The sequence below is a fragment of the Stenotrophomonas sp. 22692 genome, from assembly GCF_052045015.1.
GTDB classification, from domain to species: domain Bacteria; phylum Pseudomonadota; class Gammaproteobacteria; order Xanthomonadales; family Xanthomonadaceae; genus Stenotrophomonas; species Stenotrophomonas geniculata.
The window spans coordinates 1-23,915 of the sequence record NZ_JBQEMR010000044.1 but is presented as its reverse complement, the minus strand read 5'-3'; the positions used below and the strand labels follow the sequence as shown (position 1 = coordinate 23,915).

Genomic DNA, 23,915 nt, shown 5'->3' with positions numbered 1-23,915 from the left:
CATGCAGGACCTGTTCGCACGCGTGAGGCGTCGGCTGGCGCAGCGTCCGGATTCGGAACATGGCCAGGCGATCGTGCGCGTGGTGCTGATCTCGCTGATCCTGGTCTATGTACTGTTGTCCGGTGCCCGCCTGCACCGGCTGGACCAGTACCAAGGCGTGCTGGCAACGGTGCTGACCGGGCTGGGCCTGTCGCTACTGCTGTGCGGTTGGCTGCTGTGGAAGCCTGAGCGCTCGGACCCGCGGCGCGTGGCTGGGATGCTGGCCGATTACGGCCTGATCGCGGTCGGCATGATCCAGATGGGCGAGCCGCTGGCGTGGGTGTATGCGGTGGTGATGTGGGTCACGGTGGGCAACGGCCTGCGCTTCGGGCCGCGCTACCTGGCCGCTGCCATCGTGCTGGCGATGGTCAGTTTCGGCACCACCGTGCTGTTGACCCCTTACTGGCAGGCCAACCTTGGCCTGGCCATTTCCCTGTGGTTGGGGTTGCTGGCAGTACCGTTGTGCTGCTCCTCCCTGCTGCGCCGAAGGATGCGACATCCGACCATGGATACGACGCCCGCCGCTGGCTCCGACAAGCGCTCGCTGCTGGCCCGCTTCAAGCAGCGCCTTTCCGGGCGCGAGGACAGCGAGCACGCGCAGAACCTGATCCGCATCATCATCACGGCGCTGTTCATCAGCTATCTCGGCTGGCGTTCGCTGAGCGGTGGCGGGGAAGCGCTGACGACAACGTGGCTGATCCTCGCCTTCGAGCTGACCATTTCCGCCGGCCTGCTGACCGCGATCCTGGTCAATCCGGGTGTGTCGCATGTGCGCAGGGTGATCGGCATGCTGACCGACTACACCTGCATGGCCTGGATCATGACGATCCAGGGCGAGCCGGCGGCACCGCTGTATGCGGTGATGCTGTGGGTCACGATCGGCAACGGCATGCGCTACGGCAGCACCTACCTGCGCGTGGCCACTGCCATGGGCTGCCTGGCCTTCCTGTGCACGGTGATGCTGTCGCCATACTGGCGCGGCCACGACTATCTTGGCTGGGGCCTGCTGCTGGGCCTGGGCGCGATTCCGCTGTACTTCGATTCGCTGCTGCATGCCTTGACCCGGGCGGTGGCCGAGGCGCGCCAGGCCAATGAAGCAAAGAGCCGCTTCCTGGCCAACATGAGCCATGAATTCCGCACGCCGTTGAACGGGCTGGCCGGCATGACCGAGGTGCTGGCCACCACCCGCCTGGACGATGAACAGCGCGAGTGCCTGAACACCATCCAGGCCTCGACGCGCAGCCTGCTGGCGCTGGTGGAAGAAGTGCTGGACATCTCCGCGATCGAAGCCGGCAAGGTGCGCGTGGAGTGGCACGAGTTCGCGCTGGCCGATGTGCTGCAGGCGATCAACCTGATCCTCACCCCGCAGACCCGCTCCAAATCGCTGGACTATCGCGTGCAGGTGGACGACAACGTGCCGCCGCGCCTGCTGGGTGATGCCGGGCATCTGCAGCAGATCCTGCTGAACCTGATGGGCAACGCGGTCAAGTTCACCGACAGCGGCTACGTGCATCTGCGCGTGTCCAGCCCCGATGCGCTGGGCAGCGAGCGGATGCGCCTGCGATTCGAGATCGTCGATACCGGCATCGGCGTGCCGATGGCGTTGCGCGGGCGCCTGTTCAATGCCTTCGAGCAGGGCGATGTCGGCCTGGCCCGTCGCCATGAAGGCACCGGTCTGGGCACGGCCATTGCCAAGGGCCTGGTCGAGTCGATGGGCGGGCAGGTCGGCTATGCGCCGAACAGCCCGCGCGGCAGCGTGTTCTGGGTCGAGATCACGCTGGACGTCGCAGACACCTCATCAGCCCCGGCGGTTCCGTCCGAGGTGGCTGAAGCTGGGAATGTCATCGCGTTTTCCAATCCCTTCCTGCGCCATCGTGCACGGGTGCGCAGCCTGCGGGTTCTGGTGGCCGACGACCACGAAGCCAACCGCATGGTGCTGCAGCGGTTGCTGGAGAAGGCCGGCCACAAGGTCACCTGCGTCAATGGCGGCGCCGAAGTGCTGGATGCGTTGGAGCAGGCCAGTTACGACGCGGCGATCGTCGACCTGCACATGCCCGGCATGAGCGGACTGGATCTGCTCAAGCAGTTGCGGGTGATGCAGGCCAGTGGCATGCCTTACGTTCCAGTCATGGTGCTGAGCGCGGACGTCACCCCCGAGTCCATCCTGCGTTGCGAGCAGGCCGGTGCCCGCGCCTTCCTTGCCAAGCCCGTGGTGGCCACCCGCCTGCTTGAAGTGCTGGCCGATGTCGCCGCCAACACCCGCGCCGAGTCTGGCATCCAGTCGGTGCCGGCATTGCCGGTCGGCGATGGCGTGCTCGATACCGCAGTACTGGACGAGCTGGCGTCGCTGGGCATGGGCGATGGCTTCGAACGCAAGTTCATCGACCAATGCCTGGCGGACGTCGACGCGAGCATGGGCCAGCTGCAGGGCTGCGGCGAGCGCCAGGCCTGGGAGGATTTCCGCGAGCACGCACACGCGCTGCGCGGTGTGGCGAGCAACCTGGGGCTTGTCCAGGTTGCCGCCTCCAGTGGCGAAATCATGCGCATGGCGGACTGGCAGCTGAAGGGTGAATGGAGCGCCCGCCTCGGCAGCCTGGCGACCGCCCTGCGCAACGGCAGGAATGCGTTGGCTGCCCGTGGCGCGGGGGCACCGCACCGCGACGACAGCGAGCGCAGCCCGTCCTGACCCGCCAGACGCTCAGGCCGGGTCGCCATTGCGCCGGGCCTGCGCCCGTACCAGCCGATCCATGGTGCGCAGGGACTTCTCGCCGAGCTGCATGGCGGTGTCCACCCAGATCTCGGTGATCCGCATCATTTCATGCAGCGGCACCATGGTGGCGATCTCGTTGACCTCACGCATCGCTGCCCATGCGTGCGGAATGCGTCGGCTTTCCTTGATCACCTGTTCGACCGCGGCAACGCCTTCGCCCACCGGCACCACGATGTCGACCAGGCCCATCTCCTTCAGCTGGCTGGCGGTGTAGAGGTTGCCTTCCAGCATGATCTTCTCGGCCAGGCGCGGGCTGATCCGCTGGCACAGGAAGGAGTAGGCGCCCATGCCCGGGAACAGGTCGAACAGCACCTCGGGCAGGCCCATCAGCACGCCTTCCTCGGCGACGATGGTGTGGCAGCTGAGTGCGGCCTCGAAGCCGCCACCCAGTGCATTGCCCTGGACCAGGGCGATGCTGTGGGCACGGGTGCCCAGGCCGGCATGGAAGGCATGCACGCCGCGCACGCAGCGCTGGGCATAGTCGAGCAGGCGGGCGCGGTCGCCTTCGCGGATCAGGCGGCAGAACAGTTCTAGGTCGCCCCCCAGGTTGAACACGTCGCTGTCCGAGGCAAGAACGACATGGGGTGACAGGGCGTGCGAGGCGCTGAGGCGGTCGCCCAGGTCGCGCTGGTAGTCGACGATGTCATCGACCAGGCGCGAGGCGAAGCACGGTCGGCCTGGCTGGTTGACCAGGTTGGCGTGCATGTGGATCCAGTAGACATCCCGCTCGGGCTCCTCGGTGATACGCAGGGTAGGGTGCTGCGAGGGGCGGGTGATGATGGGGCGTACTGCGGACATGGGAGTTCTCCGTGTGACCGTCCGGCCAACCGCAGAGCGGACGGAGAGGAGTGAGGGGGCGGGCTGAACGTGCGGCGGCGACTGATTCTATGCACCCGTCGTGAACCGCCCGCAAGCGCTGTACCGGCCACGTTCCGGTAACAGAAAGACCCCGCCGTCTCCGGCGGGGTCCCTGTATTGTCCCGTTGCCCGGAAACCCTTACTGGGCGGGCGTATCACGCAGCTCGCGACGGAGAATCTTGCCGACATTGGTCTTCGGCAGCTCTTTTCGGAATTCTACGATTCTGGGGTGCTTGTAACCGGTCAGGTTTGCCCGCGCATGTTCCTTGACCATTTCCGCGGTCAGGTTCGGGTCCTTCTTCACGATCACGACCTTGACCACTTCGCCGGACTTCTCGTCCGGGACACCGACGGCGGCGACTTCCAGCACGCCCGGCATCATCGCGATGACGTCTTCGACCTCATTCGGGTACACGTTGAAGCCGGACACCAGGATCATGTCCTTCTTGCGGTCCACGATGTAGAAGAAGCCCTTTTCGTCCATCTTCGCCATGTCGCCGGTGTGCAGCCAGCCGTCGGCGTCGATGGCGGTGGCGGTTTCTTCCGGCCGCTGCCAGTAGCCCTTCATTACCTGCGGGCCCTTGATGCACAGCTCGCCCACTTCGCCCAGCGCCAGGATATTGCCGTTGTCGTCCTTGATGCAGGCATCGGTGGACGGGATCGGCAGGCCAATGGCGCCGTTGTACTCGGGCAGGGTGAGCGGGTTGATGCAGGCTGCCGGCGAGGTCTCGGTCAGGCCGTAGGCTTCGACCAGGGTCACGCCGGTGACCTTCTTCCAGCGTTCGGCCACGGCACGTTGCACCGCCATGCCGCCGCCCAGAGTGAACTTGACCGAAGAGAAGTCGATCTCGTCGAAGCCCGGGGTGTTGAGCAGGCCGTTGAACAGCGTGTTGACGCCGGTGATGGCGGTGAAGCGGGTGCCCTTCAGTTCCTTGACGAAGCCCTTCATGTCGCGCGGGTTGGTGATCAGGTGATTGCAGCCACCGAACTTCATGAAGACCAGGCCATTCGCGGTCAGCGCGAAGATGTGGTAGAGCGGCAGGGCAGTGATGATCACTTCCTTGCCCGGCTCGATGCCCGAGGTGGACAGCCACGCCGACGCCTGCTGCATGTTGGCGATCAGGTTGCGGTTGGTCAGCATCGCACCCTTGGCCACGCCGGTGGTGCCGCCGGTGTACTGCAGAAAGGCGATGTCGTCGTGGTCGATCTCGACCGGCGGAAGCGCGAGGCGGCTGCCCAGCTTGAGCGCCTGCTTGAAGCGGACGGCGCCCTTGATGTGGTAGTTGGGCACCATCTTCTTGACGTACTTCAGCACGAAGTTGACGATCGCGCCCTTGGCGCCGAGCAGGTCGCCCAGGCCGGTGGTGACCACGTGCCTGACCGGCGTGTCGGCGATGACCTGCTCGACGGTGTCGCCGAAGTTGTCGACCACCACCAGCGCACTGACGCCCGCGTCGACCAGCTGGTGCTTGAGTTCGCGCGCGGTGTACAGCGGGTTGACGTTGACCACGGTCAGTCCGGCGCGCAGCACGCCGAAGGTGGCCACCGGGTACTGCAGGCAGTTGGGCATCATCAGGGCGACGCGGTCACCCTTCTTGAGCTTGAGCTCACCCAGCAGGTAGGCGGCGAACTGGGTGACCAGCGCATCCGTCTCACCATAGGTGAGGACCTTGCCGAAGCTGGAGTAGGCGGGACGGTCGCGGAATTTCGCGACGGAAGCGTCGAAGACCGAGGCGACCGAATGGAATTCGTTGACGTCGATTTCGGCGGGAACGCCGTTCGGATAGCTCTGCAGCCAGGGACGATCCAGACTCATATTCCCCCTCCAGGAATCGTGATGTATTAGGTTCGGCCCTGAGCGTAGCGACAATGGCCGTTCATTGCAGCATACCCCGCCGTAGGGAAAACGCGAAGAGGCCCCGAAGGGCCTCTTTGCTGGGTAGTGCCGGCCGCTGGCCGGCATCTGCGCTCGATCGGGCCGCTTGCGTCAGCCCTGCTTGCGCACCGGTGCGCCGTTGGCCTTGTAGTACGGCGCGGTGCTGCGGGCCAGCGGGGTGCGGCCGCGGATCACGTCGGCCAGCTTCTCGGCCATCATGATGGTCGGCGCGTTGAGGTTGCCAGTCACCACCTGCGGCATGATCGAGGCATCGACGATGCGCAGGCCTTCCAGGCCGTGCATGCGGCCCTGGCCATCGACCACCGCCATCGGGTCATCGGCATGGCCCATCTTGTTCGAGCACGACGGGTGGTAGGCGGTCTCGGCATGCTCGCGCACGAATGCGTCGATCTGCGCGTCGGTCTGCAGCGCGCTGCCCGGCGAGATCTCGCGGCCGCTGTACGGTGCCAGCGCCGGCTGCGCGAAGATCTCGCGGGTGATGCGGATCGCCGCGCGGAACTCACGCCAGTCCTGCTCGTGCGACATGTAGTTGAACAGGATGCTCGGATGTTCGCGCGGATCCTTCGAACGCACATGGATGCGGCCGCGGCTGGGCGAGCGCATCGAACCGACGTGCATCTGGAAGCTGTGCGCCTTGATCGGGTTGGAGCCGTTGTAATTGATCGCCACCGGCAGGAAGTGGTACTGCAGGTTCGGCCAGTCGAATTCGGCATCGCTGCGGATGAAGCCACCGGCCTCGAACTGGTTGCTGGCGCCGATGCCGGTGCCCAGGAACAGCCACTCGGCACCGATGGCCGGCTGGTTGTACAGCTTCAGTGCCGGCGCCAGCGAGACCGGCTTCTTGCACTCGTACTGCAGGTACATCTCCAGGTGATCCTGCAGGTTGGCGCCGACGCCGGGCAGGTGGTGTACCAGGTCGATGTCCAGGCTGCGCAGCAGGTCGGCCGGGCCGACGCCCGAGCGCTGCAGGATCTGCGGCGAGGCGATGGCGCCGCCGCACAGCAGTACTTCGCGGCGGGCGGTCGCACGCTGCGGCTGGTCGTTGTGCAGCCACTGCACGCCCACCGCACGCTTGCCCGAGAACAGGATGCGGTCGGTCAGCGCGTGGGTGACGATGGTCAGGTTCGGACGCGGCTTGGCCAGGTCCAGGTAGCCGCGGGCAGTGCTGGAGCGACGGCCCTTCGGGGTCACCGTGCGGTCCATCGGGCCGAAGCCTTCCTGCTGGTAGCCGTTGAGGTCGTCGGTGCGCGGATAGCCAGCCTGCACGCCGGCTTCGACCATCGCCGCGAACAGCTCGTTGTTGCCGGCCTTCGGCGTGGTCACGCGCAGTGGGCCGTCGCCACCGTGGTAGTCATTGGGGCCGATGTCGCGGGTTTCGGCCTTGCGGAAGTAGGGCAGGCAGTCCAGGTAGGTCCAGTCTTCCAGGCCCGGCATGCTGGCCCAGTTGTCGTAGTCCATCGCGTTGCCGCGGATGTAGCACATGCCGTTGATCAGCGACGAGCCGCCCAGGCCCTTGCCGCGGCCGCAGTCCATGCGGCGGTTGTTCATGAAGGGCTCGGGATCGGTCTTGTACGCCCAGTTGTAGCGCTTGCCCTGCAGCGGGAAGGCCAGTGCCGCCGGCATCTGGGTACGGAAGTCGAGCCGGTAGTCCGGGCCACCGGCTTCCAGCAGCAGCACGCTGACATCGGCATCTTCGGTGAGGCGGGTGGCCAGCACGTTGCCGGCCGAACCGGCGCCGATGATGATGTAGTCGTACTCGTTATGGGTGCTCATGGGTGTCTCCTGCAGGCCGGGGCGCGCTGCATGCAGGCGTCCCGGCGGAATGTCGGATCGGCACGATGGCCGGACGATGGGGCGCGCGCAGGGCGCGCCGGTCAGAACACGCTGGCGTAGTCGCCCAGCTCGACCTGCACCGACTTGATGCGGGTGTAGTGGCCGAGGGTGGAGATGCCGTTCTCGCGGCCGACGCCGGATTCCTTGTAGCCGCCGACCGGCATTTCGGCCGGCGATTCGCCCCAGGTGTTGATCCAGCAGATGCCGGCTTCCAGGCGGTGGATGATGCGGTGGGCGCGGCTGACGTCCTTGCTGACCACGCCGGCGGCCAGGCCGAAGGTGGTATCGTTGGCGCGGCGCACCACTTCGTCCTCGTCGTCGTAGGCGAGGATGCTCATCACCGGCCCGAAGATCTCTTCCTTGACGATGGTCATGTCATCGCGGCAGTCGGAGAACACGGTCGGCAGCACGTAGGCGCCATTGGCCAGCGCGCCTTCGGTGGCGCGGCCGCCGCCGGTCAGCAGGCGGGCGCCTTCGGTCTTGCCGCTTTCGATGTAGCGCAGCACGTTTTCCATGTGCGGGAAGCTGGTCAGCGGGCCGAAGTTGGTCTCGGCGGCCATCGGGTCGCCGATGCGGATGCGCTTGACGCGCTCGACAACAGCGGCTTCGAACGCGGCCAGCATGCTGCGCGGCACGAACACGCGGGTACCGTTGGTGCAGACCTGGCCGGAGCTGAAGAAGTTGGCCATCACCGCGATGTCGGCGGCACGGTCCAGATCGGCGTCATCGCAGATCACCAGCGGCGACTTGCCGCCCAGCTCCATGGTCACTTCCTTCAGCGACGAGGACGCGGCGCTGGCCATGACCTTCTTGCCGGTGGCGACGCCGCCGGTGAAGGAGATCTTCTCGATCACCGGGTGCTCGGTCAGCCACTGGCCGATCTCGCGGCCCGGGCCCTGCACGACGTTGAACACACCGGCCGGCACGCCGGCTTCGGTGTAGATCTCGGCCAGCCGGATCGCGGTCAACGGGGTGACTTCGGAGGGCTTGAACACCATTGCGTTGCCGGCGGCGAGGGCCGGGGCCGACTTCCACATGGCGATCTGGATCGGGTAGTTCCAAGCACCGATGCCGGCGACCACGCCCAGCGGCTCGCGGCGGGTGTAGAAGAAGCTCGATTCGCGCAGCGGCAGCTGGATGCCTTCGATGGCGGTGGCGAGGCCAGCGTAGTACTCGACCACGTCGGCGCCGGTGACGATGTCCACGGTGGTGGTTTCGGCCAGCGCCTTGCCGGTGTCCAGGGTTTCCAGGTGGGCCAGTTCGTCGTTGCGCTCGCGCAGGAGCTCGACGGCACGGCGCAGGATGCGCGAACGCTCCATGGCCGTCATCGCGGCCCACACCTTCTGGCCTTCGGCTGCGCTCTGCACGGCACGCTCGACGTCGGTCTGGCTGGCGACCTGCACTTCAGCGATCACCTCGCCGGTGGCCGGGTTGATGGTCTTGAAGGTCTTGCCGCTGGTGGCATCGACGCGCTGGCCGTGGATGTAGAGCTGTTGGACGGGCAGGGTGGTCATGGGGCGTACTCCTTGGAAGGGGGCGGGTGCTGAAGCGCTTATAGCGCGACAGCCTGCAACTGGAAGTCGATATAGCCGTAAGCGATGCGCCGGGACTTCTCGGCATTGAACTGGCCGCCGACCAGGCTGCCGCGCAGCCACAGGCCGTCAATCATCGCGGCCAGGCCGCGGGCGGCCAGGCGGGCCTGCGGGTGGGGCAGCAGGCGGTTGAACTGGTGGCACAGGTTCGAGAACAGGCGCTGGTCGTTGGCGCGCTGCAGCCGGGCCAGTTCCGGCTGGTGCATGCTCGCGGCCCAGAAGGTGAGCCAGACGCGCATGGCGGTGCCGTTGATCTGGCTGTCGTCGAAGTTGCCATCGACGATGGCGCGCAGCTGCTCGCGCGGGTCGTCGCTGGCGTCGGCCCGGTAGCGGGCGACCGCGTCCTTCAGTTCGCGCAGGATCTGCCGCATTGCAGCATTGAGCAGGCCGTCCTTGTCGCCGAAGTAGTGGGCGACGATGCCGCTGGACAGCCCGGCCTTCTTCGCGATGGTGGCGACGGTCGCATCGGCCATGCCGATCTCGTCGATGGTCTGGAAAGTGGCCCGGATCAGCTGCTCGCGCCGTACCGGTTCCACGCCTTTCTTCGGCATTGTCTCTCCACGGATTGCGACCCGAAGGATCGGGCTGCCCGCCATTATGCTTTTTATTGATTGAACGTTCAATCAATAAACCCTAGGATGCGCTCGCGCCCCACGCCATGGGCCCGGTTTACCGGTCCGGCCCCGCCCATGTGCTCCCTCGGACTTGATGAGACGACCCCATGTCTTCCCTGGCTCATCCCAAGCGTTCGCCCCTGCGCTTGAACCGTTTTGTGTTCTTCAGTTCCTCGGTGTCGATCGGCATCCTCGGGCTGCTCACCGTTCTCTATCCCGAAGGCAGCGAGCACTGGCTGCAATGGGCGCAGGCCGAAGTGTCGGCCGCGTTCGGCTGGTGGTACATGCTGCTGATCGTGCTGTGCCTCGGCTTCGTGCTGTGGCTGGCGTTCTCGCCGTATGGCCGCATCCGCCTGGGCCACAACGAGGAATCACCGGCCTTCGGCTACGTCGCATGGGTGTCGATGCTGTTCTCGGCCGGCATCGGCATCGCGCTGCTGTACTACGGTGCCTACGAACCGCTGGACCATTTCCTCAATCCGCCCGGGCAGCCCGGCGGCACCGTGGCCGCCGGCCGCGAGGCGATGGTGCTGACCTTCCTGCACTGGGGCCTGCACGGCTGGGCGCTGTACGCGCTGGTCGGCGTGGCGCTGGGCTACTTCGCCTACCGCCGCGACCTGCCGCTGGCGTTGCGCTCGGCGCTGTACCCGATCTTCGGTGAGCGCATCCATGGCCGCATCGGCGACATGGTGGATGGCTTCGGTATCCTGGCTACGCTGATCTCGATGGTGACCAACCTCGGCATCGGTGCGCTGGTGGTGCAGTCCGGCCTGGTCTATCTGTTCCACATCCCGGATACGCCGCAGGTGCTGGTGGCGATCGTGCTGGTGATGATGGTGGTGGCCACCATCGGTGTGGTGGCTGGCGTGGAAAAGGGCATTGCCTGGCTCTCCAACCTCAACGTGCGTCTGCTGTGCGGTCTGCTGCTGTTCGTGCTGGTCACCGGCCCGACCCTGCACCTGTTCGACGGCCTGATCCAGAACACCGGCGACTACCTCGGCGCGTTCGTGCGCAAGAGCTTCGACATGTACCTCAACGACCCGAAGGGCCGTGAGTGGATGGGTTCGTGGACGCTGTTCTACTGGGCCTGGTGGATCGCCTGGGCGCCGTTTGTCGGCCTTTTCGTGGCGCGCATCTCGCGTGGCCGCACCATCCGTGAAGTGATCATGGGCGTGCTGCTGATCCCGCTCGGCTTCACCCTGGCCTGGCTGTCGATCTTCGGCAACACCGCCATCGACCTGGTGCTCAACCATGGCCAGGCGATCCTGGGTGAGGTGGCCCAGCACGATGCGGCGATGACGCTGTTCAAGCTGCTGGAATACCTGCCCGCCGCGCCGTATGTAGCCGGTGCCGCGGTGGTGATCGGTTTCGTGCTGTTCCTGACCCCGGTCGATTCGGGCACGCTGATGATCGCCAATCTGTGCACCCGTCGTGTCGATGACGGCGTCGAGGACGGTCACGACGCACCGATCTGGCTGCGCGTGTTCTGGGCGGCCGGCATCACCGTGGCCAGCGTCGGCCTGCTGCTGGCCGGCAACTTCAGTGCGATGCAGACCGCAGTGGTGCTGTGCGGCCTGCCGTTCTCGTTCACCCTGGCGTTCTACATGTGGGGCCTGCTGAAGGCGCTGCGTACCGACCCGGATGCACCACGGCGGTGAGCGGGTATCCGGTGGCTATTCCGATGCCGCCGTTGATGCAGTAGAGCCAGGCCATGCCTGGCTGCGGTGAAGCAGAAAGGGCCGGATCCGCGAGGATCCGGCCCTTCTTCTTGTAGAGCCGAGCCCATGCTCGGCTGATGCTGTGGCGATGTAGCCGAGCGCAGGCTCGGCTCTACAGGTGATGCATTACTTGCTGGCCAGCTGGCGCAGCACGTACTGCAGCAGACCACCATGACGGAAGTACTCGACTTCCTTCGGGGTCAGCAGCATCACCGACACCTCGAAGGTCTTCTTCGTGCCGTCGGCCTTGGTGGCGGTGACCGTGGCGCGCTTGCTGGCGCCGTCCTGCAGGCCGGTGATGTCGATCACTTCCGAGCCGTCCAGGCCCAGCGACTGCGCGTTTTCGCCGTTGCGGAACTGCAGCGGCAGCACGCCCATGCCGACCAGGTTGGAGCGGTGAATGCGCTCGAAGCTTTCGGCGATGACCGCCTTCACCCCCAGCAGCAGGGTGCCCTTGGCCGCCCAGTCACGCGACGAGCCGGTGCCGTATTCCTTGCCGGCCAGTACCACCAGCGGCACCTTGTCGGCCTTGTACTTCATGGCCGCATCGTAGATCGCCAGCTTTTCCGGCTGGCCACCACCGGCCGGGTAGTACAGGGTGTTGCCGCCTTCCTCGCCACCGAACATCAGGTTCTTGATGCGGATGTTGGCGAAGGTGCCGCGGACCATCACGTCATCGTTGCCGCGGCGGCTGCCGTAGCTGTTGAAGTCGGCCGGCTGCACGCCGCGCTCCTGCAGGAAGCGGCCCGCCGGCGAATCCTTCTTGATGTTGCCGGCCGGAGAGATGTGGTCGGTGGTGATCGAATCGCCGAACAGGCCCATCACCCGCGCGCCGTGCACGTCATCGATGGTGCCGACCTGCATGGTCATGCCGTCGAAGTACGGCGGGTTCTTGATGTAGGTGGACGCATCGCTCCATTCGTACAGATCACCGTCCGGCGAGGCGATGGTGTTCCAGCGGGTATCGCCCTTGAACACGTCGGCGTAGTTCTGCTTGAACATTTCCGGGCCGACGGTGGCGGCGATGACGTCGCCGATCTCCTTGTTGCTCGGCCAGATGTCGCGCAGATACACCGGCTGGCCATCGCTGCCGGTGCCCAGCGGTTCGGTGGTCAGGTCGATGTCGGTGGTGCCGGCGATGGCGTAGGCCACCACCAGCGGCGGGCTGGCCAGGTAGTTCATCTTCACTTCGGGATGCACGCGGCCCTCGAAGTTGCGGTTGCCCGACAGCACCGAGGTCACCACCAGGTCGCCACTGGCGATGCCGGCGCTGACTTCAGTCGGCAGTGGGCCGGAATTGCCGATGCAGGTGGTGCAGCCATAGCCGACCACATAGAAGCCGATCTTTTCCAGCTCGGTGAGAACGCCGGCCTTTTCCAGATAGTCGGTGACCACGCGCGAGCCTGGGCCGAGCGAGGTCTTGACCCACGGCTTGCGGTCCAGGCCCTTGGCGGCCGCGTTGCGGGCGAGCAGGCCGGCGCCGATCATCACCGCCGGGTTGGAGGTGTTGGTACACGAGGTGATGGCGGCGATGACCACCGCGCCATCCTTCAGTCGCACCTTCCTGCCGTCCATCTCGATGTCGGCGTAGCCCTTGGCCAGCTGCTCGTTGCCCACGGCGGCGCCGCCGCCTTCATTGACGAAGGTGGAGACATCCTCGCTGCGCTTGTCACGGTTGGCGGTCATGCCGACCAGGGCGTCGCGGTAGTTCTTCTGCACGTCTTCCAGAAGCACGCGGTCCTGCGGACGCTTGGGGCCGGCCAGCGAGGGCTTGACCGTGCCCATGTCCAGTTCCAGCGTGGTGCTGTACTGCGCATGCGGGCTGTTGGCGTCGTGCCACAGGCCCTGCGCCTTGGCATAGGCTTCAACCAGGGCGATCTGCTCTTCGCTGCGGCCGGACAGGCGCAGGTAAGTCAGTGATTCGTTGTCGATCGGGAAGATGCCGCAGGTAGCGCCGTATTCCGGGGCCATGTTGCCGATGGTCGCGCGGTCGGCCAGGGGCAGGTGCTGCAGGCCGTCGCCGTAGAACTCGACGAACTTGCCGACCACGCCGAGCTTGCGCAGCATCTGGGTGACGGTCAGCACCAGGTCGGTGGCGGTAGCGCCTTCGGGCAGCTTGCCGGTCAGCTTGAAGCCGACGACCTGCGGGATCAGCATCGACGAGGGCTGGCCGAGCATGGCCGCCTCGGCCTCAATGCCGCCCACGCCCCAGCCGAGCACGCCGATGCCGTTGATCATCGTGGTGTGGCTGTCGGTGCCGAACACGGTATCGGGATAGGCGATGGCCTTGCCGTCCTTGTCCGCAGTCATCACCACGCGGGCCAGGTTTTCCAGGTTGACCTGGTGGACGATGCCGGTGTTGGGCGGCACCACCTTGAAGTTGTCGAAGGCCTTCTGGCCCCAGCGCAGGAAGCCGTAGCGTTCCTGGTTGCGCTGGAACTCGATCTTGCCGTTGAGGTCCAGTGCGTCGGGCTTGCCGAACACATCCACCTGCACCGAGTGGTCGATGACCAGCTCGGAGGGAATCAGCGGATTGATCTGTTCGGGGCGGCCGCCGAGCTTGACCACGGCATCGCGCATCGCGGCCAGGTCGACCACGCAGGGCACGCCGGTGAAGTCCTGCAGCACCACGCGCGCGGGCATGAAGGCGATTTCGGTATCCGGTTCGGCCGCCGGGTTCCAGCGGGCCACGGCTTCGATGTGATCCTTGCCGACGGTGACGCCGCCATCCTCGTGCCGGAGCAGGTTCTCCAGCAGGATCTTCATCGAGTAGGGCAGGTGGGAGATGTCGAAGCGCTGGCCCAGCGTGGGCAGGCTGAAGTAGTCGTAGGTCTTGCCGCCGACGTCCAGCTGGCTGCGGGTGGAGAACGAATCGCTCATGCGGGATGACTCCTCTTGCGGATGGCTTGCAGTGGCCCGCGCATGGGCGGACCTGCTTGCGGTCGCCGCGGGCCTGGTGGCCCCGGAGGTTCCAGTATGAACCCGAAACTGAATGGATTCACCCGGGCCGGGTCCGGCCTGCGGCATCGGTTCCAGACTACAGGGGAAGGTGTATGGCGTATGTCACGTTTGTGGCCGATCCTTTGCGAGGCAAGGGCTGGCGGGTCGCCGGTCCTGTTCAGGGTGGAAGTATGCCCGGGGAAGTATGTATAATTTGTGCATACTCTGGAGGGCCTACCGATGGAAGCCACTGTTGCAGAACGCGGACAGATCACCCTGCCCAAGGCGGTGCGTGATGCCCTCGGCCTGACCAAGGGCACGCTGCTGAAGGTCGAGCTGGACGGCAGCCGCATCATCCTGCGCAAGAGTGTTGACGATGCCATTTCACGGGCGCGCGGCAAGTTCGCGCTGGACGGCTTCGAGTCGTCCGATGCGGCAGTACGCGCGGTGCGCGACGAGGAATAAGCCGTGATGATCGCCGTTGATTCACCGGTGCTGGTCGAGCTGCTCAGCAATGGCCCGCAGGCCGATGCCGTGGAAGCCATCCTCCGGCAGAGCCTGGTCGGCGGCCGCGTGGTGGTCTGCGGCGCGACCCTGGCCGAAGTCTGCGCATCGCTGCGCGGCGGCGCCGAGGTGCTCGAAGCGCTGGAAGAAATGGGCGTGCACTTCAACCCGATGGAAGCCAAGTCGGCGTTGCGCGCCGGCGAGATGCACCGTCGCCACCGCCAGCGCAGCGGCAGCCGCCGCAGCCTGGACGAATTCATGGTCGGCGCCCACGCACTGTTGCAGTGCGATGGCCTGATCACCTGGAACGACACGTTTTACCGCGACTACTTCAAGGGCCTGAAGCTGATCGTGCCGCACGCCTGAGCCCACTTTGTTATTTCAACCTACGCATTACCCGGGAGTTGTCATGTTGGAAGCCTACCGCCACCACGTCGCCGAGCGCGCTGCGCTTGGCATCCCGCCGCTGCCGCTGAGCGCGCAGCAGACGGCCGATGTCATCGAACTGCTGAAGAACCCGCCGCAGGGCGAGGCCGAGTTCCTGCTCGACCTGCTGACCCACCGCGTGCCGGCCGGCGTCGATGACGCCGCCAAGGTCAAGGCCTCGTACCTGGCCGCGATCGCGCTGGGCAGCGAGCAGAACCCGCTGATCAGCCGCGAGCGCGCCACCGAACTGCTGGGCACCATGCTCGGCGGTTACAACGTCGCTCCGCTGGTGCAGCTGCTGGACGACGCCAGCGTCGGCACCATCGCCGCCAACGGCCTGAAGAAGACCCTGCTGGTGTTCGACGCCTTCCACGACGTGCAGGAAAAGGCCAAGGCCGGCAACGCCAACGCCCAGGCCGTGCTGCAGAGCTGGGCCGATGCCGAGTGGTTCACTGGCAACCCGGAAGTGCCGCAGAGCCTGACCGTCACCGTGTTCAAGGTGCCGGGCGAGACCAACACCGACGACCTGTCGCCGGCGCCGGACGCGACCACCCGCCCGGACATCCCGATGCACGCCCTGGCGATGCTGAAGAACAAGCGCGACGACGCGCCGTTCACCCCGGAAGAAGACGGCAAGCGCGGCCCGATCCAGCAGATCCTCGACCTGAAGGACAAGGGCCACCTGGTTGCCTACGTCGGCGACGTGGTCGGCACCGGCTCCTCGCGCAAGTCGGCCACCAACAGCGTGCTGTGGTGGACCGGCGATGACATTCCGTACATCCCGAACAAGCGCGCCGGTGGCGTGTGCCTGGGCGGCAAGATCGCGCCGATCTTCTACAACACCATGGAAGATGCCGGTGCGCTGCCGATCGAGCTGGACGTGTCGAAGATGGAGCACGGCGACGTCATCGAGCTGCGCCCGTACGAAGGCAAGGCGCTGAAGAACGGCGAGGTGATCGCCGAATTCCAGGTCAAGTCCGACGTGCTGTTCGACGAAGTGCGTGCCGGTGGCCGCATCCCGCTGATCATCGGCCGTGGCCTGACCGGCAAGGCGCGCGAGGCGCTGGGCCTGGCCCCGACCGACCTGTTCCGCCTGCCGGTGCAGCCGGCCGATACCGGCAAGGGCTTCTCGCTGGCGCAGAAGATGGTCGGCCGCGCCTGTGGCCTGCCGGAAGGCCAGGGCATGCGCCCGGGCACATACTGCGAACCGAAGATGACCTCGGTCGGCTCGCAGGACACCACCGGCCCGATGACCCGCGACGAGCTGAAGGACCTGGCGTGCCTGGGCTTCTCGGCCGACCTGGTGATGCAGTCGTTCTGCCACACCGCCGCCTACCCGAAGCCGGTGGACGTGAAGACCCACCACACCCTGCCGGAGTTCATTTCCACCCGTGGCGGCGTTTCGCTGCGTCCGGGCGACGGCGTGATCCACAGCTGGCTCAACCGCATGCTGCTGCCGGATACCGTCGGCACCGGTGGTGACTCGCACACCCGTTTCCCGGTGGGCATTTCGTTCCCGGCCGGTTCGGGCCTGGTCGCCTTCGCCGCGGCCACCGGCGTGATGCCGCTGGACATGCCGGAGTCGGTGCTGGTGCGCTTCAAGGGCAAGATGCAGCCGGGCGTGACCCTGCGTGATCTGGTCAACGCGATCCCGCTGTACGCGATCAAGTCCGGCCTGCTGACCGTGGCCAAGGCTGGCAAGAAGAACATCTTCTCCGGCCGTATCCTGGAAATCGAAGGCCTGCCGGAGCTGAAGGTCGAGCAGGCGTTCGAACTGTCCGACGCCTCGGCCGAGCGTTCGGCCGCCGGTTGCTCGGTGCGCCTGAACAAGGAACCGATCATCGAGTACCTGACCAGCAACATCACGCTGCTGAAGTGGATGATTGCCGAGGGTTACCAGGATCCGCGTTCGTTGCAGCGCCGTATCGAGAAGATGGAAGCGTGGCTGGCCAACCCGCAGCTGCTGGAGCCGGATGCGGACGCCGAATACGCTGCCGTCATCGAGATCGACCTGGCCGACATCCACGAGCCGATCGTGGCCTGCCCGAACGATCCGGACGACGTGAAGACCCTGTCCGAAGTCGCTGGCGCCAAGATCGACGAAGTGTTCATCGGTTCGTGCATGACCAACATCGGTCACTTCCGTGCCGCTGCGAAGCTGCTGGAAGGCAAGCGTGACCTGCCGACCCGCCTGTGGGTGGCCCCGCCGACCAAGATGGATGCCTCGGAGCTGACCAAGGAAGGCGTGTACGGCACCTTCGGTGCCACCGGCGCACGCATGGAAATGCCGGGCTGCTCGCTGTGCATGGGCAACCAGGCGCAGATCCGCGAAGGCTCCACCGCGATGTCGACCTCGACCCGCAACTTCCCGAACCGCCTGGGCCGCAACACCAACGTGTACCTGGGTTCGGCGGAACTGGCCGCGATCTGCTCGCGCCTGGGCCGCATCCCGACCAAGGAAGAGTACATGGCCGATGTGGGCGTGATCGCCGCCAGCGGCGCGGAAATCTACCGCTACATGAACTTCGACCAGATCGAGGAATACCAGGACGTGGCCAAGACGGTCGCTGCTTGATGAGGTAACGAAAAACCTCCGGCTCGCGCCGGGGGTTTTTTTGTGCGCCGACGATGCACGGTAGTGCCGGCCGCTGGCCGGCCTCCCGTTGAAACGAAGAACCCCCGGTGAAAGCCGGGGGTTTTTGTCTGCTGCATCCGCTATTGCACGGTCCAGTCTGCGTTGCCCTGCAACCGACGGCCGCCGATCAGCACGTTGCCGCGCTTACCGGAGACATCCATCTCGAACCAGGGCAGTCCATCACGGTCAAGTGGACGCACGTAGGCCTGGCGCTTTGCACGGTTGAATTCGATGTAGTAGCGGCGATGCACGTTGGGGTACGGCGGGATCGACGCGCCTTTCCAGCTGACGCTTACCGCGCCGGGGTCTTCGCGACCCACCAGCATCAGCATGAAGAACACATCACCCTGCTTGGCCTCGAAGTAGAACAGATCGCCACTGGCGCTGGCGGGTGCCAGTGGCAATGAAAGCAGTACGGCCGCCAGGGCGGCCTTCCATATGCCTTTGATCATGTGCAGCATTCCTTGTGCAATACCGCTATCAAAGCACACATGCGGGTAACGCGTTGAAACGAAGAACCCCGATGAAAACCGGCGCCTTTTTCTGTTGCCTGATGGCCTGTAGCGCCGAGTCCATGCTTGGCTGCTGTTCGTGCGATGCGCGCTGAGTCGAGCGTGGCTCGACTCTACACCGGCATCCACGCATGGCGTGGATCTACTGCTCGCGGAGTCCTTGGGCCGCGGCGCGCAATCAGCCGCGGGCGAGGGCGAGCAGACGTTCGGCAATCCGCTCCAGCGGCACCTGTTCCTCGGCGGCGCCAAGCTTGAACGCTGCACCGGGCATGCCCCAGACCACACTGGTGGCCTCGTCCTGCACCAGTGTCGGCGCGCCGGCCTGGCGCATCTCCAGCAGGCCGCGTGCGCCGTCATCGCCCATCCCGGTGAGTATGGCACCGATGGCGTTGCTGCCGGCGTTCTGCGCGACCGAACGGAACAGCACGTCCACCGCGGGCTTGTGCCGGTTCACTGCCGGGCCGTCATCGACGCGGCAGCGCCAGCGCGCACCATCGCGGATGATGCGCAGGTGCTTGCCGCCGGGTGGGAGGTAGGCGTGGCCGGGCAGCACCGCTTCGCCGTCGCTGGCCTCGCGCACGGCCATCGCCGAGTGTCGGTCCAGGCGTTCGGCAAAGGCGCTGCTGAAGCTGGCCGGCAGGTGCTGGGTCATCACCACGGCGGGCGCGTCGGCGGGCATGCCTTCCAGCACCACGCGCAGCGCTTCGGTGCCACCGGCTGACGAGCCGATCGCGATCAGGCGATCGGTGGTACGGAACTGCGGTGAGGCGGGGCGCATCGAGGGGGCTGCGTCCAGCATGAGTTTCGGGACTGCAGCGCGCACCAGCGGGCGCACCCGCGAGCGCGCCGCCATCTTGACCTTGGCGATGATCTCGTCGGCGTAGCCCTGCAGGCCGCGTGCGACGTCCAGCTTGGGCTTGGAGACGAAGTCCACCGCGCCCAGAGCCAGCGCCTGCAGCGTAGTGTCGGCGCCGCGTTCGGTCAGCGACGAGATCATCACCACCGGCAGCGGGTGCAGGCGCATCAGGTTTTCCAGGAACGCCAGCCCGTCCATGCGCGGCATTTCCACGTCCAGGGTGATCACGTCCGGGGCCAGGCGCTTGATCTTCTCGCGCGCCAGCAACGGGTCGGCGGCGGTGCCGACCACGTCGATGGACGGATCGCTGGACAGGATCTCGGTGAGCATCTGGCGCACGACGGCGGAGTCGTCGACGATCAGGACCCGGCAGGGGGCGTTGCCGGTCAGGGTCATTCGAACAGCTCCACGCCGCCGGTGACCGGGGCCTTGGACAGGCGTGCACGCACCGCCGATTCGGTCGCGGCCACCTCGGCTTCATGGGCGTGCGGCAGGCGCTGCACCACCACGCGGCCGGTATCGGCGAAGAACCAGATCTTGCGCGGATGGATGCCGCACAGGTCCTCGGCGATGATCGGAATATGCTCGGCCTGCAGGTACTGGCGCACGAACTCGGCGTTGCGCGTGCCGACCGGATTGCTGGTGAAGCCCTTGAGCACGTTGGCGCCGCCGAACACCTTGGCTTCGATGCGCTTGCGGTGGGCGCCGCGCTTGAGCATGTCGTTGATCAGCAGTTCCATCGCATAGCTGCCGTAACGCGCGGGCGCGCCGTCACCGGCATTGCCCTCGGGCAGCAGGAAGTGGTTCATGCCGCCGATCTTCAGTACCGGGTCGCGCAGGCACGCGGCCACGCAGGAACCCAGCGTGGTGGTCAGCGCGGTGGTGTCGTCCACCACCAGGTACTGGGTCGGCAGCAGCTTGGCCGCGATGGTCTGGAAGCGCGCATCCTGGTAGCGCATCACATCGTCGGTACGCAGCGAGGCGTTCATGCGCCGGCCTTTGCCGCACGGCGATACAGCGTACGGCCGCAGGGCTGGATCAGGTCGGCGGCGTGCAGGTAGTTCTCCGAGTGTCCGGTGTAAAGCAGGCCGTCATCGGCCAGGTGCTGCACCAGGCGGCCGAGGATGGCACGCTGGGTCGGCTTGTCGAAATAGATCATCACATTGCGGCAGAACAGCGCGTCGAATGGTCCGCCGACGTCGTAGCGCGGGGCGAGCAGATTCAATGGGCGGAACTCGATCAGCTCGCGTAGTGCCGGCAGCACGCGGCACTGGCCCTCATTGGGGCCGCTGCCACGCTGGAAATAGCGCCGGCGCAGATCCGGGTCGAGATTGGTGACCCGGTCGATGTTGTAGACGCCACGGCCGGCGGTGGCCAGTACCTGGGTATCAACATCGGTCGCGACGATGCGCACCGGCGGCTTCAGCGTACCGAAGGCCTCACAGGCGGTGATCGCCATCGAATAGGGTTCTTCACCGGTGGACGCCGCGCATGACCACAGCAGCAGCGGCGTGCGGCTGGAGCGCTGCTGCAGTTCCTCGCGCAGCTTGTCGAAGTGGTGCGGCTCGCGGAAGAACGAGGTCAGGTTGGTGGTCAGGGCGTTGGTAAACGCCTGCCACTCGTCGCCGTCTTCCTGCTCCAGATGGTCCAGATACTGCTGGAAGCTGCGCATGCCCAGCGTGCGCAAGCGGCGCGACAGGCGGCCATAGACCATGTCGCGCTTTGCCGGTGCAAGGGCGATGCCCACGCGCTGGTAGATCAGGTCGCAGACGCGGCGGAAATCACGGTCGGCGAACTCGAATTCGCGCGGGCCGGTGACGATGGGAGTAGGACTTTGCACGGGGGACGTGTCCATCGGCAGAGGCGGCGGCCGAAGCCGCCGCGGGTGGGTCTCAGAATTCCTGCCAGTCGCTGTCGCTGGCGACGAAGGTGCTGGCGTTGCTGCCGGTGCGGCGGACCGGTGCCGGCGTTGGAACCGGCTGCGGGCGCGCCACGGCGGTGGCAACACGCACCGGTTCGACACGCGCGGCCACCGCCTTCATTGCGGCGGAGACCTGGTTGTCCAGGCGGAAGATCGCCACGGCGTCGGCCAGCTGGCCAGCCTGTTCTTCCATCGCGCGCGCGGCAGCGGTAGCTTCCTCCACCAGCGCGGCGTTCTGCTGGGTGGTCTCGTCCATCTGCACCACGGTCTGGTTGACCTGCTCAATGCCGGCCGACTGTTCCTGCGAAGCAGCGGAAATCTCGGCCATGATGTCGGTCACGCGCTGCACCGAGGCGACGATCTCGCCCATGGTGCTGCCGGCCTGGTGGACCAGGCTGGAGCCTTCGGCAACCTTGCCGACCGAATCATCGATCAGGCCCTTGATCTCCTTGGCGGCGGCGGCCGAGCGCTGGGCGAGGGTGCGCACCTCGCTGGCGACCACGGCGAAGCCGCGGCCCTGTTCACCGGCACGAGCGGCTTCCACTGCAGCGTTCAGCGCCAGGATGTTGGTCTGGAACGCAATGCCGTCGATGACGCTGATGATCTCGGCGATCTTCTTCGACGAGGCTTCGATGGCCGACATGGTGTTGACCACCTGGCCAACCACGCTGCCGCCTTGAGAGGCAACACCCTGCGCGCCGATCGCGAGCTGGTTGGCTTGGCGGGCATGCTCGGCGTTCTGGCGTACGGTGGAGGTCAGCTCCTCCATCGACGCGGCGGTTTCTTCCAGGTTCGCAGCCTGCTGCTCGGTACGGCGCGACAGATCGCTGTTTCCCGAAGCAATCTCACCGGCGGCCAGGGTGATGCTGGAGGCACTGGCCTGGATCTGGCCGACGATCTGGGTCAGCTGCGCGACGGTTGTGTTGGCGTCGTCACGCATGCGGGCGAACACGCCCTGGTAGTCACCCTGCATGCGCGCGGTCAGATCACCTTCGGCGATGGCCGACAGCAGCTGCGAGAGCTTGCCGAGGTTGTCATCGCTGACCGCCATCATCGCGTTGAGGTTTTCCAGCATCAGGCGGAAATCGTGATCGAAGCGCTGCGCATCGCCACGGCGGCTGAAGTCGCCGGCAGCGGCGGCACTGGCCAGCTGCTTGATTTCGGCGTTGATGCGGCCGAGATTGGCCTTGACGGTGTCGACGGTGGTGGTCATCGCCGCCTTTTCGCCGGGGTAGCGGGCGATGTCGCGGCTCAGGTCGCCGACCGCGTACTGCTGTACCACGTCCAGCACGTCATGCAGGGTCTGCACGTGGCCGCCTACCAGGGCGTTGGTTTCCTGCACCATCAGCCCGTACTCGCCGGGGAAGGCACTGGCGTCGATGCGATAGCTCAGTTCGCCGGCATCGTGGCGGCGGGCCATTTCGCGCTGGCCGCCGATCACTGCGTGCAGCTGCTGCTGCATGCCGGACATGGCGTCCAGCAGGCGACCGGGTTCGTCATGCGCCTGCGGACCGATGTGGCTGTCCAGCTTGCCGCGGGCGATACCCTCGGCGACGGCCGTTGCCTGCTTCAGCGGCACGGCGATGCGGTTGCCGATGAGCCAGCTCAGGGCCAGCACGATCAGTACCAGCACGCCACCGGAGACGGCCATGATGGCGGTGAACACCAGCGCCTGCTTCTGCACGTCGTCCATGTAGACGCCGCTGCTGACCACCCAGTTCCAGGGCGCGAACAGGCCGGCGTAGGCCACCTTCTCGACCTCGCCCTTGCTGCCGGGCTTGGCCCAGCGGTAGTTGACGAAGCCGCCACCGGCCTTGGCTGCTTCAACCTGGTCGTAGTAGATGCGCACGCCGTCGTCGGTGCGGAAGTCCTTCATGTCCTTGCCGACCAGATCCTTGCGGAACGGGTGCATCAGCAGGCGGTAGCCGGTGTCGTAGATGTTGAAGTAGTAGGCATCGCTCTCGGCGCGCATCACTTCCAGCGCCTGCAATGCCGCGCTCTTGGCAGCGTCCTCGCTGAGCTCGCCGGTACCGGCCAGCCGGTGATAATGCTGGAGGATGCCGTAGCTGAGTTCGACCTGGGTCTTCAGCGCGGTCTTGCGGGTCTCGGTGAGGTCCAGGTACTGCATGCGGGCGGCGATCACCGAGAGCGCGATCACGCCGAGCGCGATGAGCAGCGTCAGCAGGTTGAGCTTGCGCCGGACGGAGAGGTTGCTGAAGTAGTGTTGCCAGCGATGCAGGAGATTCATCGAGCAGGACCAGGTCGAAGCGGGCGGGCGGCGCCGAGCCGGTCAGCGGCGGGACAAGCCGTGACAACCCCGTTATCGGCCGATGGGGCGGGGGATTGAGGCGCAGTGTCCGAACGTATTCAGGTTTCCTTGCAGCGGCGGCTGCGGCGCTGCCTGCGGCAGGCTTTTGAAGCAACGGCAACGGCAACGGCAACGGCAGGTCATGGCGATGGGTTGCTACGGGTTGGCCGGGTCGGGGTGGGCAGGCAGGACACGCCGTGAACCCATCCATGGGGGCTCGATGGCGCCATCCATGGCGCCAACGGTCCTGCCTGCCCACCCCGGCCCAGCCCTCCCGGCATTTCGGTGTCGGACGGCAAGAGCGTTGGGTTTCCAGGTGGAAAGAGGGGTCAGATCCGTTTTCCTGCGGAAAACGGATCTGACCCCGGAAGCAACGCGGCTCTTGCTCTTGCTCTTCTTTCTTCAATCCGGGGTGGACGCGCACGGAAATTTTCCGTGGCCGGGGGGGGGGGGGGGGGGGGGGGGGGGGGGGGGGGGGGGGGGGGGGGGGGG

Annotated in this window: 16 protein-coding genes; 5 read left to right on the top strand and 11 right to left on the bottom strand. The window is 66.1% G+C overall.

Going from position 1 to position 23,915, the window contains the following annotated elements; genetic code table 11:
• Nucleotide 1: 1 nt before the first annotated feature.
• Complete coding sequence (locus tag ACTJJM_RS18955) at nucleotides 2-2,725, top strand: response regulator (RefSeq protein ID WP_099560710.1); 2,724 nt, start codon at nucleotides 2-4, stop codon at nucleotides 2,723-2,725.
• A gap of 12 nt (nucleotides 2,726-2,737) precedes the next feature.
• Here ACTJJM_RS18955 and ACTJJM_RS18950 read toward each other — a convergent pair whose 3' ends face one another.
• The 5 genes from ACTJJM_RS18950 to betI form a co-directional block, all read right to left on the bottom strand.
• On the bottom strand, nucleotides 2,738-3,607 hold the full coding sequence (locus ACTJJM_RS18950) for a crotonase/enoyl-CoA hydratase family protein (RefSeq protein WP_049413283.1): 870 nt from the start codon (nucleotides 3,605-3,607) through the stop codon (nucleotides 2,738-2,740).
• A gap of 199 nt (nucleotides 3,608-3,806) precedes the next feature.
• Nucleotides 3,807-5,483: a long-chain fatty acid--CoA ligase gene (locus ACTJJM_RS18945; protein WP_440865880.1), complete on the bottom strand. Its 1,677-nt coding sequence runs from the start codon at nucleotides 5,481-5,483 to the stop codon at nucleotides 3,807-3,809.
• A gap of 171 nt (nucleotides 5,484-5,654) precedes the next feature.
• The gene (gene betA, locus ACTJJM_RS18940) at nucleotides 5,655-7,337 is read right to left on the bottom strand and encodes a choline dehydrogenase (RefSeq protein ID WP_440865879.1); all 1,683 of its coding nucleotides are present in this window, start codon (nucleotides 7,335-7,337) and stop codon (nucleotides 5,655-5,657) included.
• Nucleotides 7,338-7,438: 101 nt separating this feature from the next.
• Complete coding sequence (gene betB, locus ACTJJM_RS18935; protein WP_019338548.1) at nucleotides 7,439-8,911, bottom strand: betaine-aldehyde dehydrogenase; 1,473 nt, start codon at nucleotides 8,909-8,911, stop codon at nucleotides 7,439-7,441.
• A gap of 38 nt (nucleotides 8,912-8,949) precedes the next feature.
• Complete coding sequence (betI, locus tag ACTJJM_RS18930) at nucleotides 8,950-9,540, bottom strand: transcriptional regulator BetI (protein ID WP_005409501.1); 591 nt, start codon at nucleotides 9,538-9,540, stop codon at nucleotides 8,950-8,952.
• Nucleotides 9,541-9,710: 170 nt separating this feature from the next.
• On the opposite strand from betI, the gene ACTJJM_RS18925 reads away from it, so the two are divergent.
• Nucleotides 9,711-11,261, top strand: a complete 1,551-nt coding sequence (locus ACTJJM_RS18925; protein ID WP_049453529.1) for a BCCT family transporter — start codon at nucleotides 9,711-9,713, stop codon at nucleotides 11,259-11,261.
• A gap of 186 nt (nucleotides 11,262-11,447) precedes the next feature.
• Here ACTJJM_RS18925 and acnA read toward each other — a convergent pair whose 3' ends face one another.
• Nucleotides 11,448-14,201 carry an aconitate hydratase AcnA gene (gene acnA, locus ACTJJM_RS18920; RefSeq protein WP_159360099.1) on the bottom strand — a complete coding sequence of 918 codons (2,754 nt, stop codon included), beginning with the start codon at nucleotides 14,199-14,201 and terminating at the stop codon, nucleotides 11,448-11,450.
• A 300-nt stretch (nucleotides 14,202-14,501) separates the two neighbouring features.
• Here acnA and ACTJJM_RS18915 point away from each other — a divergent pair, with 300 nt between their 5' ends.
• From ACTJJM_RS18915 to acnB, 3 genes are read left to right on the top strand one after another with little or no spacing between them, the layout of a single operon-like run.
• Complete coding sequence (locus ACTJJM_RS18915) at nucleotides 14,502-14,726, top strand: AbrB/MazE/SpoVT family DNA-binding domain-containing protein (RefSeq protein WP_005409505.1); 225 nt, start codon at nucleotides 14,502-14,504, stop codon at nucleotides 14,724-14,726.
• Nucleotides 14,727-14,732: 6 nt separating this feature from the next.
• On the top strand, nucleotides 14,733-15,131 hold the full coding sequence (locus tag ACTJJM_RS18910) for a type II toxin-antitoxin system VapC family toxin (RefSeq protein ID WP_010482492.1): 399 nt from the start codon (nucleotides 14,733-14,735) through the stop codon (nucleotides 15,129-15,131).
• 43 nt (nucleotides 15,132-15,174) lie between these two features.
• Nucleotides 15,175-17,766 (top strand): bifunctional aconitate hydratase 2/2-methylisocitrate dehydratase, encoded by a 2,592-nt coding sequence (gene acnB / locus ACTJJM_RS18905; RefSeq protein ID WP_049482208.1) that lies wholly within the window; start codon nucleotides 15,175-15,177, stop codon nucleotides 17,764-17,766.
• 140 nt (nucleotides 17,767-17,906) lie between these two features.
• Here acnB and ACTJJM_RS18900 read toward each other — a convergent pair whose 3' ends face one another.
• From ACTJJM_RS18900 to ACTJJM_RS18880, 5 genes are all read right to left on the bottom strand, one after another.
• Entirely contained in the window at nucleotides 17,907-18,278 is a 372-nt protein-coding gene (locus tag ACTJJM_RS18900) for a hypothetical protein (RefSeq protein ID WP_043398942.1), read from the bottom strand.
• Between the two features lie 238 nt (nucleotides 18,279-18,516).
• A complete protein-coding gene (locus ACTJJM_RS18895) occupies nucleotides 18,517-19,590 on the bottom strand; it encodes a protein-glutamate methylesterase/protein-glutamine glutaminase (RefSeq protein WP_197602408.1) in 1,074 nt (357 codons plus the stop codon).
• The gene (gene cheD, locus ACTJJM_RS18890; RefSeq protein WP_014037083.1) at nucleotides 19,587-20,183 is read right to left on the bottom strand and encodes a chemoreceptor glutamine deamidase CheD; all 597 of its coding nucleotides are present in this window, start codon (nucleotides 20,181-20,183) and stop codon (nucleotides 19,587-19,589) included. Before cheD ends, ACTJJM_RS18895 begins: the two co-directional genes overlap by 4 nt.
• Nucleotides 20,180-21,049 carry a CheR family methyltransferase gene (locus ACTJJM_RS18885; protein ID WP_019338555.1) on the bottom strand — a complete coding sequence of 290 codons (870 nt, stop codon included), beginning with the start codon at nucleotides 21,047-21,049 and terminating at the stop codon, nucleotides 20,180-20,182. Before ACTJJM_RS18885 ends, cheD begins: the two co-directional genes overlap by 4 nt.
• Nucleotides 21,050-21,086: 37 nt before the next feature.
• Nucleotides 21,087-23,363 (bottom strand): methyl-accepting chemotaxis protein, encoded by a 2,277-nt coding sequence (locus tag ACTJJM_RS18880; RefSeq protein ID WP_126559903.1) that lies wholly within the window; start codon nucleotides 23,361-23,363, stop codon nucleotides 21,087-21,089.
• Nucleotides 23,364-23,915: the final 552 nt, after the last annotated feature.

Excerpts from the sequence above, each read along its gene's own strand:
- ACTJJM_RS18955 (WP_099560710.1), top strand. The coding sequence starts at position 2 with ATGCAGGACCTGTTCGCACGCGTGAGGCGTCGGCTGGCGCAGCGTCCG.
- ACTJJM_RS18950 (WP_049413283.1), bottom strand. The coding sequence starts at position 3,607 with ATGTCCGCAGTACGCCCCATCATCACCCGCCCCTCGCAGCACCCTACC.
- ACTJJM_RS18945 (WP_440865880.1), bottom strand. The coding sequence starts at position 5,483 with ATGAGTCTGGATCGTCCCTGGCTGCAGAGCTATCCGAACGGCGTTCCC.
- betA (WP_440865879.1), bottom strand. The coding sequence starts at position 7,337 with ATGAGCACCCATAACGAGTACGACTACATCATCATCGGCGCCGGTTCG.
- betB (WP_019338548.1), bottom strand. The coding sequence starts at position 8,911 with ATGACCACCCTGCCCGTCCAACAGCTCTACATCCACGGCCAGCGCGTC.
- betI (WP_005409501.1), bottom strand. The coding sequence starts at position 9,540 with ATGCCGAAGAAAGGCGTGGAACCGGTACGGCGCGAGCAGCTGATCCGG.
- ACTJJM_RS18925 (WP_049453529.1), top strand. The coding sequence starts at position 9,711 with ATGTCTTCCCTGGCTCATCCCAAGCGTTCGCCCCTGCGCTTGAACCGT.
- acnA (WP_159360099.1), bottom strand. The coding sequence starts at position 14,201 with ATGAGCGATTCGTTCTCCACCCGCAGCCAGCTGGACGTCGGCGGCAAG.
- ACTJJM_RS18915 (WP_005409505.1), top strand. The coding sequence starts at position 14,502 with ATGGAAGCCACTGTTGCAGAACGCGGACAGATCACCCTGCCCAAGGCG.
- ACTJJM_RS18910 (WP_010482492.1), top strand. The coding sequence starts at position 14,733 with ATGATCGCCGTTGATTCACCGGTGCTGGTCGAGCTGCTCAGCAATGGC.
- acnB (WP_049482208.1), top strand. The coding sequence starts at position 15,175 with ATGTTGGAAGCCTACCGCCACCACGTCGCCGAGCGCGCTGCGCTTGGC.
- ACTJJM_RS18900 (WP_043398942.1), bottom strand. The coding sequence starts at position 18,278 with ATGATCAAAGGCATATGGAAGGCCGCCCTGGCGGCCGTACTGCTTTCA.
- ACTJJM_RS18895 (WP_197602408.1), bottom strand. The coding sequence starts at position 19,590 with ATGACCCTGACCGGCAACGCCCCCTGCCGGGTCCTGATCGTCGACGAC.
- cheD (WP_014037083.1), bottom strand. The coding sequence starts at position 20,183 with ATGAACGCCTCGCTGCGTACCGACGATGTGATGCGCTACCAGGATGCG.
- ACTJJM_RS18885 (WP_019338555.1), bottom strand. The coding sequence starts at position 21,049 with ATGGACACGTCCCCCGTGCAAAGTCCTACTCCCATCGTCACCGGCCCG.
- ACTJJM_RS18880 (WP_126559903.1), bottom strand. The coding sequence starts at position 23,363 with ATGAATCTCCTGCATCGCTGGCAACACTACTTCAGCAACCTCTCCGTC.